11 protein-coding genes are annotated in these 14,681 nt (G+C 33.9%); 1 reads left to right on the top strand and 10 read right to left on the bottom strand.

What is annotated here, in order from left to right:
• Positions 1 to 55: 55 nt before the first annotated feature.
• The 4 genes from AAFP94_RS11945 to recG all read right to left on the bottom strand — a co-directional run bounded on the left by AAFP94_RS11945 (position 56) and on the right by recG (position 4,349).
• Positions 56 to 1,132 carry an alpha/beta hydrolase gene (locus AAFP94_RS11945; RefSeq protein WP_316662969.1) on the bottom strand — a complete coding sequence of 359 codons (1,077 nt, stop codon included), beginning with the start codon at positions 1,130 to 1,132 and terminating at the stop codon, positions 56 to 58.
• Between the two features lie 12 nt (positions 1,133 to 1,144).
• A complete protein-coding gene (locus AAFP94_RS11940; RefSeq protein WP_409628645.1) occupies positions 1,145 to 1,648 on the bottom strand; it encodes a hypothetical protein in 504 nt (167 codons plus the stop codon).
• 24 nt (positions 1,649 to 1,672) lie between these two features.
• The gene (locus AAFP94_RS11935; RefSeq protein WP_316662967.1) at positions 1,673 to 2,137 is read right to left on the bottom strand and encodes a hypothetical protein; all 465 of its coding nucleotides are present in this window, start codon (positions 2,135 to 2,137) and stop codon (positions 1,673 to 1,675) included.
• Positions 2,138 to 2,246: 109 nt separating this feature from the next.
• Positions 2,247 to 4,349, bottom strand: a complete 2,103-nt coding sequence (recG, locus tag AAFP94_RS11930; RefSeq protein WP_316662966.1) for an ATP-dependent DNA helicase RecG — start codon at positions 4,347 to 4,349, stop codon at positions 2,247 to 2,249.
• A gap of 76 nt (positions 4,350 to 4,425) precedes the next feature.
• Here recG and AAFP94_RS11925 point away from each other — a divergent pair, with 76 nt between their 5' ends.
• Entirely contained in the window at positions 4,426 to 6,375 is a 1,950-nt protein-coding gene (locus tag AAFP94_RS11925; RefSeq protein ID WP_316662965.1) for a M1 family metallopeptidase, read from the top strand.
• A gap of 99 nt (positions 6,376 to 6,474) precedes the next feature.
• Here the strand turns inward: AAFP94_RS11925 and corA are convergent, their stop codons facing one another.
• The 6 genes from corA to AAFP94_RS11895 form a co-directional block, all read right to left on the bottom strand.
• Positions 6,475 to 7,542 (bottom strand): magnesium/cobalt transporter CorA, encoded by a 1,068-nt coding sequence (corA, locus tag AAFP94_RS11920; RefSeq protein WP_316662964.1) that lies wholly within the window; start codon positions 7,540 to 7,542, stop codon positions 6,475 to 6,477.
• A gap of 67 nt (positions 7,543 to 7,609) precedes the next feature.
• Positions 7,610 to 9,148 carry a biotin carboxylase gene (locus tag AAFP94_RS11915; RefSeq protein ID WP_316662963.1) on the bottom strand — a complete coding sequence of 513 codons (1,539 nt, stop codon included), beginning with the start codon at positions 9,146 to 9,148 and terminating at the stop codon, positions 7,610 to 7,612.
• 10 nt (positions 9,149 to 9,158) lie between these two features.
• Entirely contained in the window at positions 9,159 to 11,924 is a 2,766-nt protein-coding gene (locus AAFP94_RS11910; RefSeq protein WP_316662962.1) for an aminotransferase class I/II-fold pyridoxal phosphate-dependent enzyme, read from the bottom strand.
• A gap of 3 nt (positions 11,925 to 11,927) precedes the next feature.
• Positions 11,928 to 12,335 (bottom strand): VOC family protein, encoded by a 408-nt coding sequence (locus AAFP94_RS11905; protein ID WP_316662961.1) that lies wholly within the window; start codon positions 12,333 to 12,335, stop codon positions 11,928 to 11,930.
• Positions 12,336 to 12,347: 12 nt separating this feature from the next.
• Positions 12,348 to 13,283 (bottom strand): carbon-nitrogen hydrolase family protein, encoded by a 936-nt coding sequence (locus AAFP94_RS11900; protein WP_316662960.1) that lies wholly within the window; start codon positions 13,281 to 13,283, stop codon positions 12,348 to 12,350.
• Complete coding sequence (locus AAFP94_RS11895; protein ID WP_316662959.1) at positions 13,280 to 14,599, bottom strand: aspartate aminotransferase family protein; 1,320 nt, start codon at positions 14,597 to 14,599, stop codon at positions 13,280 to 13,282. The genes AAFP94_RS11900 and AAFP94_RS11895 overlap by 4 nt, the downstream gene beginning before the upstream one ends.
• Between the last annotated feature and the right edge of the window lie 82 nt (positions 14,600 to 14,681).

Genomic DNA, 14,681 nt, shown 5'->3' with positions numbered 1-14,681 from the left:
AGCCATAGAAGTATAGTAAAACATATGTAAGCTGAATATTATTCATTATTAGAGATTATTTTATTTTAATTAAATCAAGCCATTCTATTTGAGCATTGTTGTCTTCCTTTAAAAAGGCATCAATAAAAACACGTGTAGTATAACACATATTTAAATAGGCATTCGTTAATATTTTGTCTTGGTTTTCGGAAACCAAATTATTAATAATACCAAATTGCGGTGTAAAATGTTGATGAGCGAAAGGTTTTATAATTAATGAATATTTTGCAACAGATGGAATAGAATCAAATAATTCATTTGTCTTTTCAACAACAAAACGATCAGGCTGTGTTCCAGTAAAGTGTAAATATGGGATATTTAGCTTTTTATAATCAAAGTAAGGAGATTCTTTAAGCATTTCAATACCATATTTGCGTCCAATGCCAGAATCAAGACTCACAAACATATCAATTCCGGAATTCTTCATGGCGTAAATTGTTTGAGAAACACCACCAACACTCCAGGATGCCAAGCAAATTTTATCAATATTAATTTGAGCCATTTCATGCTTTAAATAATTGATTGCGAATGACATATCATCAATATGTAGATTCAAGCCAGTCTGATCAAATGGCCATCTAGAATTCACATTATTACCTAACGCCGAAAGTCCAACGACGATATAGCCATAACTTGCAAGATATTCTCCAAATACAGAATGTAAATATCCTGGAGTCGTTCCTCCTGGAGCAAATAATATTAAAGGAAAGGAGCCATTAGCGATTATGGCATTTTTAGTTGCCGATGTTTTTAAACCTTTATAGTTATTCAAGATTAGATTTTTATCCTTTGAAAGTCCTGAATCTTCAATAGCTTTCAATATTAAAGAATCAAGGTTTTTGTTTTTATCTTTAATTTGAATATAATTTGTATAATTAAATGAAGTATCAATTTTATCATCAGAAGGATACCAAATAAAAAGCTCAACTGGTCTATAAGTATTCCCAAATGACCTAGAATAATCCGTTACAATTTTATGTTTAAATCCAACATTGTAACTACCTAATAACGAATCTTGTAAAATGTTATGTTGTGAATAAGAATAATTAACAAAGGTTATAATTAAAACGAGTATAAATAATAGATGCTTCATATTTTTCATGAATTAGTTAATAACGCTAGTAACACTTTCTTGATTGGTAGATGCTACACAATCGGTTTTCCAAACACCATTTTGTTTTGTGTAAATTGCTACCCATGAAAAGAGTGTTGATTCTCTTATATTTTCATTGTTTTCATTCGTGTAGGTCAATACAACCTCCTTGTTTACAATAGTATACGCCATGGAATAGTCATCTGAAAAACGAATAATTGGCGGTTCTATATCATCCCATTTTTCAAACTCTACACTATCAAAATACTGCTGTACTTGATTGGTTTTTTTCTCTCTTTGTAGCTTGGACATTTTGCCTCTATTTACCGAAATATGTTTATCCGATAGCTGTGAAACGAATTCGTTGACCATCTTTTCAACATGGTATTTTCTCGCAAGCTTATGCACTTCCAATAATTCTTGCTCCATAGCTTGGTGATCAATCACTTCGCTTTTATTGCACGTTAAAAATAATGTTAATGACAAAAGGGGCAATAGTAAAGTTTTTGATTTCATTATGTTGGTCATAATTAGTTGTTATTATTCTGGATTTTTAAGATTCCTAATATAAATGCTCAATATTTTCCATATCCCAGAAATCTTTCCGAGTTGATAAACCACTTCTTCATTTTTCCAGGATCTAAATTTGTTACTTCCGGATTCTTCCGTTACTATTATTGCCGAATTAGATCGCATATGCTGTGCTTTAAAAGTTATATCATTTTTAAATGGACCAGCATTTTCAATCATCCATTCTAACCATTCTTTTATTTCCCCAGCTTGAAGAAACATATGTGCTTCCCAATCTGAAGCATTTGCTGATGAATTGCCATTAAACATATTCAATTGACTACTTATAGCAGATCTTGATAAATTAGGATTTTGCTCAATAAAACCTTTGTGGAAGCTATTTACGGCTAATTGTAAACTATCTGATTGTTTGGTATTTTGACTAAATAAATTTGTAAAAAGAATGCATAAGATAAAAGTAAAAATTGCTTTCATTCTATTAGAAAGGATTTGAAATTAACGTACTTTTAAAGATAGCGAGATTGGTGTTTTGATTAAAGCTGTTTTGCAGAACTTTAACAGTAAAAGGATAATATAAGCTTAATTAACTAATATAATTCCAGATATTTTTATACTTACTCAATTGTTTGTAGGTAAATAAAAGGGTTTTATTTTCTGGTTTAGTAAGAGTAGGGTCGTCTTTTAAAATCTTTTTCGCATAAAAACGTGCGTGCTGTAAGATATCATTATCCTTTACGATATCAGCAATTTTTAAGTTAAGTACACCACTTTGTTGTGTGCCCATAATATCCCCTGGACCACGCAAACGTAAATCAACTTCAGCAATTTCAAAGCCATCATTAGTTCTTACCATGGTTTCTAAACGTGTTCTGCTGTCATGACTCAATTTATGTCCGGTCATTAAAATACAGTAGCTTTGTTCTGCACCACGACCAACACGACCACGCAATTGGTGTAATTGCGATAATCCAAAGCGTTCGGCACTTTCAATAATCATGACTGAAGCATTTGGAACATCTACACCAACTTCTATAACCGTTGTAGCTACCATAATTTGTGTTTCGCCTTTCACAAAGCGTTGCATTTCGTAATCTTTATCAGCAGCCTTCATTTTACCATGAACAATAGATACTTGATATTTTGGTTTTGGAAAATCACGCTCAATGCTCGCATAACCATCTATCAAATCCTTATAATCCATTTTCTCGCTTTCCTGAATTAATGGATATACAATATAAACCTGTCTTCCCTTGCTTATTTCATCTCTGATAAAAGCAAAAACTTTTAATCGATTATTATCATATCGGTGTACAGTTTTTATATCCTTTCTTCCTGGCGGTAATTCGTCAATAATTGAGATATCTAAATCGCCATAAATAGACATAGCCAATGTTCTCGGAATTGGTGTTGCAGTCATCACTAGAATGTGTGGAGGCGACATATTTTTTTTCCATAATTTACTTCTTTGGGCAACTCCAAATCTGTGTTGCTCATCAATAATTGCAAGGCCTAAATTTTTGAATTTCACCTTATCTTCAAGTAGGGCATGAGTACCAATTAAGATCTGTAATTCTCCATTTTCGAGAGATTCATGAATTTTTCGCCTTTCTAAAGTTTTAGTTGAACCAGTGAGTATTTTAATACTGATATTCAATTTATTACACAGGTCATATAAACCGTTATAGTGCTGGACTGACAAAATTTCAGTCGGAGCCATTAAACAGGCTTGAAAATCATTGTCAAGTGCTATAAACATTGACATGAGCGCTACTATGGTTTTTCCAGAACCTACATCACCTTGCAATAGCCGATTCATCTGTGCATTGCTGCCTAAATCTTGACGAATTTCTTTAATGACCCGCTTTTGTGCATTGGTCAATTCAAAGGGTAAATGCTCCTTAAAAAAGGTATTGAAATAATGTCCAACAGTTGTAAATGGGAAGCCCTTAATTTTTGTTTTATGAATTAAATTTTTAATAATCAATTGTAATTGAATGTAAAATAATTCTTCAAATTTTAGTCGGTATTGAGCCTTTGATAATAACGCCTGACTTTTCGGAAAATGAATATTAAAAAGTGCTTTGTTTTTAGAGATTAATTTGAGTTCAGATAGTAGATTTGCAGATAAAGTTTCGGTAAACTTTCCTTTAGTTTCCAAAAACAATTGCTGCATGATTTTACATATAGTATTATTAGTAACACCTTTATTGGATAACTTTTCTGTTGATGGATAGATAGGCTGCATTGCAGAACGCAGATTTTTTTCATGCTCTTCCAAAAGCTCCATTTCAGGATGAGGCATGTTATATCTGCCATTAAACCAATTGACTTTTCCAAAAATGACATATTGTTCGTCAAACTTTAAATATTCTCTAATCCATTTATGTCCTCTAAACCAAACCAGTTCCATGATTCCAGAATCATCTTTAAAAGTGGCTACAAGTCTTTTTTTTCTGGCTTGACCAACCTCTTCAACCTTTGTGATTTTACCAATAATCTGTACTTCGGCATTATTAAGCTGTAGTTCATTGATTTTGTAATAACGTGTTCTATCAATATAACGATTTGGAAATAAATTGATCAAATCCTGATAGGTGTGAATACCCAATTCACTGCGAAGAAGATCAGCCCTGTTTGGGCCAACACCTTTTAAGTAATTGATAGGGGTTTGAAGATTGGTATTCACAGAACTAAAATAATTCTTTTAAGTGTATTGACAAGTATAATTATTATTTTGGCTTGACGTTTGTAGTATAATGATAATGAGAAAATATATACCAATACTCTTTTTCTTTTTTTGTCTTGCTTTATCAGCACAGCAAACAGACTATGTTGATTTTAAGAATGGAGATGTAGAAATAGAGATTTATCCTATAAGCAAATACATTAAGGGCTGTGTAACTTACACATTTGATATAACAAGAGATACAGATTCAATAGATATTGATGCAAAGGATATGACATTAATTACTGTTTTATTGAATCAAGCTAAAGTGAATCACCATTATGATGATAAAAGGATTAAAATAAGTCAACTTTTTAAAGAATCTAAAAATAATGAATTAGTTATATGCTATAAAACACTACCTAAAAAAGCTATGTATTTTGTGGGTTGGGATAATGATGCTCCAAATCAAGTATGGACGCAAGGGCAAGGTAAATATACAAGCAACTGGCTACCAAGTATTAATGACATGAATGATAAAATAGAGTTTGATTTAACGATTACAATTGATAAAGACTACGAAGTTATAGCTAATGGTAAACTAATAAATGAACAAATCAAGGAATCAACAACTGCTTGGCATTACGATATGCAAAATCCTATGTCTAGCTACTTGGTAGCAATAGTTATTGGGAAATACAATAAAAAAGTTGAAACGTCTAAAAGTGGTATTTCGCTAGAGATGTATTATTACCCCGAAGATTCCAACAAAGTAGAACCAACATATAGGTACACTAAAGAGATATTTGATTATATGGAAGATGAAATAGGTTTTCCTTATCCTTGGCAAAACTACAAGCAAGTGCCAGTACATGATTTCATGTATTCTGGTATGGAAAATACTGGAACAACCATTTTTGCAGATACTTTTGTGATTGATTCTACAGCGTTTGTCGATAGAAATTTTGTAACCGTAAATGCGCACGAAATGGCACATCAATGGTTCGGTAATTTAGTAACCGAAACATCTGGAACGCACCATTGGTTGCAGGAAGGATTTGCAACGTATTATGCATTGCTAGCTGAAAGAAAATTGTTTGGAGATACACATTATTACTGGAAATTGTACGAATCTGCCAATCAACTGTATCAGCAAGATCTATCAGGTCATGGAACATCATTATTAAACCCAAATTCCAGTAGTTTAACGTTTTATGAACGAGGTGCTTGGGTGTTGCATGCTTTGAGAGATAAAGTAGGAGATAGGGCGTTTAGAAAAGCTGTTGTAAGTTATTTAAGAAAACACCAATTTAAAAATGTAGAAACCAATGATTTTATTAAAGAAGTTGAGCAAAGCAGTGAGCAGGATTTAAGAGATTTTGTTAAGTTTTGGATTGAAAATAAAAGCTTTCCTTATGACAAAGCTTTAGAAAGTTTAAAACAATCGGTTTTCATTCAGGAATATTTAATGGTAGATTGTGAAGCTTTAAATTCACGATGTGATTATTATTTAGATTCTACGATTTCAGACCAGGCAAAATCAAAGATTATTTCGCAAGTTCCAGACAGAATTACTCCAGATGTTTTTAGAAACAGTTTAAAGGTGCGTCAAGCTATTGCTGAAAGCTTAACTGAAATCCCTTTAAAATTAAAAAAGGATTACGAATCACTTTTAAAAGATAAGTCCTATAAAACAATTGAGACGGCCTTATATAATCTTTGGTTAAACTTTCCTGAAGAGAGCTCTAAATATTTAAACCAAACTAAAGATATAATTGGTTTTAACGATTATAACGTGAGATTGTTGTGGTTGGTATTGCATTTAAATACATTTGAATATCAAACCGATAAAAAGCAAGAAATTTATAGCGAATTGGTTAATTATACCAATCCTCAATTCAATGTGGAAGTTAGAATTAAGGCTTTTCAATATCTTGAAATGCTAAAACTTTGTAACGAAAATTGTCAAAAAAACTTAAAACAAGCTACAAGCCATCACAATTGGAGAATGTCTAAATTTGCTAGAGAGATGTTAGAAAAAATATAAATTCTTAAAGTCGAATCTTTTAGCTTATATTATCAAGCTATAAGAAACTTTTAAATCTTTTACTTATAAAAGTGATCATAACTTCATATTGATTTTGTTTTAAAACCATTTTCTTTTTCTAAAATAAATTAACATTCCAATAGCCAAAACCAACATAGCAGCTAGCATAATGAAATAACTATATTTATATTGTAATTCAGGTAGTACTTCAAAATTAGTCCCATAAATTCCAGCGATGAAAGTTAAGGGTATAAAGATAACCGAAAATATAGTTAGAAATTTCATAATGTCATTAAGCTTGCTGCTAATTGTAGTATGGTATAAGTTTAACTGATCGGTTAAAATCTCACGATAACTATCTGTCGAATCGTTAGCCTGATTGATATTGTCCAAAAGCTCTTTATAATGAACATAAGTGCTTTCAAAAATAAATTCAGATTCCATTTTTGATAGGGATAGAATCATTTCCTTTGCTGGCCTAATGTTTCTTCGTATAAAGTTCAATTCTCTTTTATAAGTATTAATTTTCTTAATAATTGATTTACTGGGTTGGTCATGTCCAAGGTTTTCTTCTAATATTTCTATTTTCTCTCCCAGGACACCGATAATATAGATGTAGTTGTCTATAACTATGTCCAATAAAGCAAAAGCAAGATAATCTGTCCATCCATTCCGAATTCTTTTTTTCTTTTTTCTAATTCGTTCCCTAATAGGCTCAAATACATCTCCTCTTTTTTCTTGAAAAGAAATTAAAACAGATTTTGTCAAAATCAAACTTAAATTCTCAACTGAAACCAAACCCGTATTCTCATTCAACTGAAGCATTTTAACTGAAATTGAAATGCAGTTATCGTGTTCAAAAACTGTAGGGCGTGCTGTAGTATTCATTACATTGGCCAGAACTAAATCATCCAATTTAAATACTCGAGCAATTTCTTGCATTAAAGTGGAATTATGAAGGCCATCTATATTTAGCCAGGTAACCGTCTTTTTTTCTTGGTATTTTTGTATTTCTGCGATCTCTTTAAGGGCATTTTCTTCCAGATTTTTAGCATCAAAGTCAATGACCCTGATAGTTACCTCTTCAACCTTTTTTTCGCCTCTAAATAAAAGTTCGTCAGGAGACAGTCCTATTTCATGTTTTTCTTTTCTTATAAATCTCGCCATTGAAAATTCAAACTTCGGTTGTTTTCACAAGTCAGACATATCCTATGCCTTGTACTTTGATTATACGTTATTTTGTTAAACTTCCAGTAAGTACAATCTTCTCTCTTTTGTCTTCTACTATCTGTGAAACGTACTTTGAACGAATAGCTTTTATCCAGTCTTTAGCTCTTTTATTCAATTTAAAATCGTCAGTCATCATACGACCACGAGATACTAATATTCCCATATCGGCTCCTTCATAGAGGTAGTCTCCCTGCTTGGAAATATGCAAAAAGAAAGCTTCGTTTTCTGTTTCAACAGCTCTTCTATGTGTATCCATACGGTCGAATTGTATATGCCCATTATCGAACATTTTATAAATACCAGAAACAGGAGCTTCAGATACATGTTCAATCGTGTCTTCGGTATGTTTGATAATTAACTGGCTCCAACTGTCTATATTTTCTTGTTTGGACCAACGTGTGTTAATTTCTTTAATATTTAACTTATAATCAACATCCATCCATTCTAGAATATGAAATACAAAAAGTGGAGCGTCAGCCAATGCAAAAACCGCATGATTAGTGATAGAACTTGCCCCAGTGACCCTAGGGTTTAGCTCTCCAAGATAAATTTCTCCATTGTCTTGATCAATTAGAAAATCAAGTTCAAAATAGCCTTTATATCCTTCTTCACGCAATTGGTTTCCAAAAAGTTGAGTGTATTTAATTGCCTTTTTTCGAAGCTCAGGAGTGAATGCATTCGGGTAAATCTCATTACCACACCATCCTCCTTTATAAGGTGTTAGTTCTTTAAAACCTACAAGTTCTGTCATCAATGGTGCTACAATGGTGCCATGTCTAGTAACACAGGCCTCAATAGCCGAACCTCTACAATTGATGCGTTTCATGATTTTAACTTCTTTCTCTTTAACAATGTCCTCTTCATATTTTTTAAATTCTTCTTCGTTGGTAATAAAGAAAGTGGTATGTCCAGAATCTCCAAAAGGTGTTTGAATAACTAGATCAGTCCCCAGAGATTTCGACACTTTGTTTAAATGGGCATAATCTGTTACAGGAGATAGCACATAGGGTACACATGGTACACCTGCCTTTTCTGCAATACGGTTGGTATTCACTTTATTGTCCATAAACGTACGCATCTTGGCAGTTGGGAACATGACTTGCAATCCTAATTTTTTAGCTAGTTTCTCTGTCTTTTCGTCAAACATTAGAAACATAGCCTTACCAGTATTTTTGCCTTTTTTTCTAGTCTTTAAATAATCCTGTACTTCTGGGTGTTGTAGCAAGTAGTTATTAATATCCTCAATACTTGTGAATTCATCATGCGGAATTTCCTCTTTTGGTGAGAAAACGTTTGGATGCTGGCCATCAAAACATTCTATATGACATATAAATTTAAATCCTTTGATCCATTCATCGGCACCCAACATATTGAAGTTAGTAGCACTTATAAAATATAAAGGCACTTCGTTCTTATAAAAAAAACGTCGTATATCAGCAACGCCATTTAGCATTTCTGGTCCTGAAGTTGTTTTGACTGTCGATGATTTAAGATCTTTAACAGCTGTTTTATTTTTTTTAGAAATTACTTTTGAATTACTCATATTTTAATTTTTAATTTTTAATTTTTTTGTTTTTTGAATTTTTATTCAATTTATTCATACCCATGGCTCCCATGGACGTTATTGTTTTATGACGGTTCAAAACATTGTCCTTGAATACTCTTAAGCCAAGGTCGGCTCTATACCCATGGATCTCGCTAACATCAAGAACGGTTAAAAAATTGATAATTTCTTCGCTTACTACTTGTCCAGGAACAAGTACAGGGAAGCCGGGTGGATACGGAATTACAAATGTAGACGCGACTAATGTTTTACCTTCTTCCATGACTTTCAGGCATTTGTTTAATGGAACATATTCATAGTTTTCTTCTTCGTAAGCTAAAAAATATGCTGCTCGAATATTCCCACCAGGAACTCCTGGAACTGCTTGAAACGATTGATGGAAATAACTAAAATCGGGCAATGGAGGTACTTCTTTAGTTAAAGAATGTATCCGTTTCTGCAGAATTTCCTTTTCCTTGGTATTCAATGATTTAAACTCTTCATCCAATTCATCAGCAATTCTTAATAATGCATTAGTTAAATAGGTAATACTCCCACGAGTTGTACCAATGTTAGTCATAAAAAGAACCGTATTTCTAGAGGTTTTATTGATTTGGATATTAAATTTATCCATCAAATACTTGTTCTTAAAAGTGTCTCCATCAACGCCAGTCCTACCAATATATAAAGTAATTTTTGTGGGGTCAAGTACAAATTCATCACCTTCCCAAGCATCTTCCATTCGGTTCCAGCCCTCCGCTTTGGTATAATATTCTTTAAAACCTGTTTGTCTATAATTAGTAGGAATGAAATCCTGAACTGTTAAGATGTCAAAATATTTACTCAATTGAGGGTTATCATTTATTTTAGCTCGGAGTACCATAGCAAGTTCGATACTTTTTTCAACCAACTCAAAACCTTCTAACTGAACTTGTCGCCGTCCCACATCTAAAGAAGCCAGCATTTGATAATTTGGTGATGTAGAAGTGTGTGTCATATAAGCTTCCAAAAAAGTCTCCTCACTTTTTCGTCTAAAATCTTCGTCCCAAATATGAATCATTGAGCCTTGCCTAAAACTACTTAAGGTTTTGTGTGTACTCTGCGTGGCATAAACCCTTATACGAACTTCATCGGGATTTGGCATTATTGAAACATCATTTATATCCAGCGATTTGGTATAGGCAGAATATTGTTTTTTATAGGCATTGCTTTTGTATTTTTCATACAACTTGTTTGCAGTAAACATGCCGGTTCGTTGCTTATAATTGGTGCCAAAACTAGCAAAAGCGAACCAAGCTTCATCCCATAAAAAAATCATATCAGGCTTAATGGCCAAAACTTCTTCTATAACCCTTTCAACATTATATACAAGACCATCAAAAGTGCAATTAGTTAAGAGCAACATTTTTACCTTTTTCAATCTTCCAGCGGCTTTCAACTGTAATAATTTGTTTTTGATTTGTCCAAGAGGAACTGCACCATACATGGAATACTCTTCAATAGGATATGAATCGAGATATACAGGGTATGCCCCTGATAAGACCAAACCATAATGGTGTGATTTATGACAATCCCTATCAATCAGAACCACATCACCTGGTTGTACAAGAGCTTGCATCACAATCTTGTTTGCCGTTGAAGTTCCGTTAGTAACAAAATAGGTATGTTGAGAACCATAAGCATCCCGTGCCATTTCTTGAGCTTTTTTTAACGGCCCTGTTGGTTGTAAAAGTGAATCAAGTCCGCCTGTTGTGGCAGAAGTCTCTGCTAAAAACATATTTCTGCCATAAAAATCTCCAAAATCATTAATCCATCGCGATTTAAATACCGAATTTCCACGAGAAATAGGCATCGCGTGAAAAACACCGGTAGGCTTCTGACTATATTCTACTAAAGCCGAGAAAAAGGGCGTATTATACCTTTCTCCAATACCACGCATAATGGTAAGATGTAATTCTTGAATATCTTCCGTTTGATAGAAAATACGTCTAAAACTTTTTATGGTGCTATCCTTTAAATCTCCTAAAGCGGTATCGGTCACATAATAAGCATCCAATTCAGGTCTGAATTGTTTAATTAAATCACCAATCAACGGACCAAGTTCTGTATCTGGTTTTGATGAAAAATCTAGCTTCGTTATCTGTTGTATATATGGCTTAATTAGCGGAGTAATAAGTTTAGAATGATAAGGTGGTGCATACCTTACGACTACAGCCTGTATATTATGGTTAAAAAGCAAAGCAATCATGGCGTCTTGAAAAGAGCGTTGTACAACAATACCATAGGTGAATTTATCCTGCGGTACATGAAGGCTTCTAAAACTTTTTTTGAGTTCATTTTCCTCTTCCATAGACATATTGTCTACAAACAAGACTTCAAAATGATTCTTTCTAACGGTGTTAAACTGATCGTGCTCCTCAACAGATTCGATATTGTGTTCATCAAAATTTAAAAATTCCGGATTACTTCTATAACTATCCCCAACCAATTGTTTTGTGGTTTCGGATACTAAATAAGCCAGAGAAACGAATTCATGTTTTGAAAGTGCATTTTCAAGTTTTTGAATACGAGCAAGCCCTGGAGTAGCATAGTAAACGGCAACACCTTTTAAATCATTTAAAAGAGATTTGGTATCACTTATATGTTTTTTCTCATTTGCCGAGCCACTATGACATCTTGCCAATTCAGCCGTTACAATTTTTAATTTGTTCCAGTAATCAACTCGTAATTGACCTATATTATAATATGGCGTTGTTTTTGTTTTTGCTTTAATCACAGTTTAGTTTTTAGAATATAAGGCCAATTTATTACCTTGAGAATCAATAAAAATGGCGAAGTAGCCCATCTCCTCATTTATAAGTGTTTTTGGCATTACAATGCGTCCACCTGCTTCTTCTATTTTTTTCAAAATCTTATTTAAATCCTCTCCACCGTTAAGATAGATCAAAGGACCAGAATCGCTTGGCACATAGCCTTGGCCTGTAACTACACTTCCACCAATACCTTTAGTTGTAGGAAAAAATGCCATCGAATTGTATTCAGTAATGTTTTGTTCCATTTCAATCTCGAAGATATGGTTGTAAAAATCAACTGCTTGCTGAAAGTCAATTGCAGGTATTTCAAACCAACTTACATAATTCTTTATGTCCTTTTTATTTCGTTTATTATTTGTGGATATGTTGCCCATTATATTATTAATTTATATCGATCCATCACCCTTATAATGAGTCGGGGTAATTGGATGCTCAAGTTTGTCTTCCTTTATAATTAATTCTGTCAGTTTATCAAGTCGATTAGGTTTTATAAGTGGTCCGAGTGAATCAAGATAGGGATGTGGCGTTCCAGGTTGATATACAGTGAATTGCCCCAAATGGTCTCTAAAGCTTTTCAACGGTTGTCCCAGTCTAAGTATGCCCAATTCACGGCTTCTTTTCACTCTGGAGATATTTAATTCAAGTGGAATAATTTCTTCAGTGCCTTCAGACTGGTGAATAACAAGTCCGTCTGGGCCACATATTATAGAACGGCCTGAACCTCCAGTGTCCAATCCGTTAATATCAAAAAAGTAACATTGATTCACAGATGCCATGGCTCTTACTATCGATAATTCGATATCACGGTCAATAGTACCCGACATGGTTGGATGCATGATAACTTCAGCACCCATAGAAACCAAAGTTCTGATGGTTTCAGGAAACCACATATCATAACATATAGATACACCAAATTTGGCAACCCCTGGCACTTCGAAGGTACAAAATTCTTCTCCTGGAGTTACACCAACTTCATAAGGATAGAATGGAAACATTTTACGATATCGGGTTACTATTTCACCTTGTGGATTAATAACCGTTGCCGTATTATATATTTTTCCCTCACTCTTCTCAAAAATAGAACCAGGCAAAATCCAAATGCCGTATTTTTTTGCTTTAGCCTGCATTTCCGCTTCAAAATTATTAGGAATCGGCTGTGCGGTATGGGTAAGCGGACCATAAGCACATAACTCACTAAACATGATCATCTCAATCCATGGATAAAGATTCATTGTAATGTCTATTTTCAGCTTCATCATTTCCACATTGGAAGTTACGGCCGACACTTTCATCTGTATTCCTGCTATTGCGAATGGCTTCATATAATTTGGCTTATTGCCTTTATTATTTCGTTTTCCAAAATGGTTAACCCTTTATTTAATTGTTCGTTGGTAATGACTAATGGAGACAGTATGCGAAGAACATTCTTATAAGTTCCGGCGCTCAATACGATTAAACCATGTTCAGCACAGCCTTTTACTATAGGTCCACAAACTTCAGAATTAGGCTGTCTAGGATCTCCGTTTTTTACAAACTCAATCCCAATCATAGCACCGATACCTCTTACATCTCCAATTTCAGGACAATCTTTCTTGAGATTATTCAATCGCGTAGAAATAATATTTCCAACCTCTACAGCCCTTTCGTTCAAATTAATGTCTTTCATATATTTAATAGTTGCAGAAGCTGCAACACAACAAATAGGACTGCCAATATAAGTACCGCCAATAGATCCGGAAGCCGCAGCATCCATAATGTCTGCTTTTCCAACTACTGCTGCAATCGGAAGCCCAGAACCCATAGATTTTGCGTAGGTGCTTATATCTGGCTGTACCCCATAATGTTGCCAGCTAGCCCAATGTCCAGTACGACAAAATCCACTTTGGACCTCGTCCATGATCAACATAATACCGTGCTCATCACAAAAAGATCTTAAGCCTTCAAGATATCTTTGAGGTGCTGGATTAAAACCTCCTTCGCCTTGTATTGGTTCAATAATTATGGCTGCAAGTTCGGTTACATCTACTAGATTTAAAGCACTTTCATGAAGTCTCTTAAGTTCATCATCTACAAACTCATCCAATGTTTTTGTACCGCTATAACGATAAAAATTTGGAAAAGGAAGTCTATAAACTTCCGGAGCAAAAGGTCCACAATCATACTTGTAGCTCACCTTACTGGTCAAGGTCATAGCCATCATCGTTCTTCCATGATAAGCACCTGTAAAACAAAGTATGGCAGACTTTTTAGTGGCTTGTCTTGCTATTTTAATAGCATTTTCTACAGCTTCAGCACCTGTGCTTACTAGCATTACTTTTGTTTTCTCTCCATGTGGGAGAATCTCTGCAAGCTCTTCGCATAATTGTATATAGGGCTCATAGGTAACTACATTAAAGCTCGTGTGCAAGTATTTACCCGCTTGCTCACGTATGGCATCAACAACTGGTTCAGGGCAATGACCAGCATTTACAACGCCAATACCACCAGCAAAATCAATAAGCTCATTCCCATCGGCATCAGTAATAATCGCACCTTTAGCATGTTTAACGGTAGCTGTATTAAATACACCTACACCATTGGCTACCACATTTTTTCTCCTGTCAAGGAGTTCTTGTGACTTGGTCAATTCTTCAATCATTTTAATTATTTTCTTTATATTATAATATATGCAAATTACTACAATTAAATGGTAGTTTTAAAAAAAAATTACACGCTTATTG

Origin of the sequence: Gilvirhabdus luticola, from assembly GCF_040117515.1 — a bacterium.
In the GTDB taxonomy this organism is placed as follows: domain Bacteria; phylum Bacteroidota; class Bacteroidia; order Flavobacteriales; family Flavobacteriaceae; genus Gilvirhabdus; species Gilvirhabdus luticola.
The sequence above is the reverse complement of the archived record's forward strand: the minus strand, read 5'-3'. Positions and strand labels throughout refer to the sequence as shown.

Excerpts from the sequence above, each read along its gene's own strand:
- AAFP94_RS11925 (WP_316662965.1), top strand. The coding sequence starts at position 4,426 with ATGAGAAAATATATACCAATACTCTTTTTCTTTTTTTGTCTTGCTTTA.
- AAFP94_RS11945 (WP_316662969.1), bottom strand. The coding sequence starts at position 1,132 with ATGAAGCATCTATTATTTATACTCGTTTTAATTATAACCTTTGTTAAT.
- AAFP94_RS11905 (WP_316662961.1), bottom strand. The coding sequence starts at position 12,335 with ATGGGCAACATATCCACAAATAATAAACGAAATAAAAAGGACATAAAG.
- AAFP94_RS11895 (WP_316662959.1), bottom strand. The coding sequence starts at position 14,599 with ATGATTGAAGAATTGACCAAGTCACAAGAACTCCTTGACAGGAGAAAA.
- AAFP94_RS11900 (WP_316662960.1), bottom strand. The coding sequence starts at position 13,283 with ATGAAGCCATTCGCAATAGCAGGAATACAGATGAAAGTGTCGGCCGTA.
- corA (WP_316662964.1), bottom strand. The coding sequence starts at position 7,542 with ATGGCGAGATTTATAAGAAAAGAAAAACATGAAATAGGACTGTCTCCT.
- AAFP94_RS11915 (WP_316662963.1), bottom strand. The coding sequence starts at position 9,148 with ATGAGTAATTCAAAAGTAATTTCTAAAAAAAATAAAACAGCTGTTAAA.
- AAFP94_RS11940 (WP_409628645.1), bottom strand. The coding sequence starts at position 1,648 with ATGAAATCAAAAACTTTACTATTGCCCCTTTTGTCATTAACATTATTT.
- AAFP94_RS11935 (WP_316662967.1), bottom strand. The coding sequence starts at position 2,137 with ATGAAAGCAATTTTTACTTTTATCTTATGCATTCTTTTTACAAATTTA.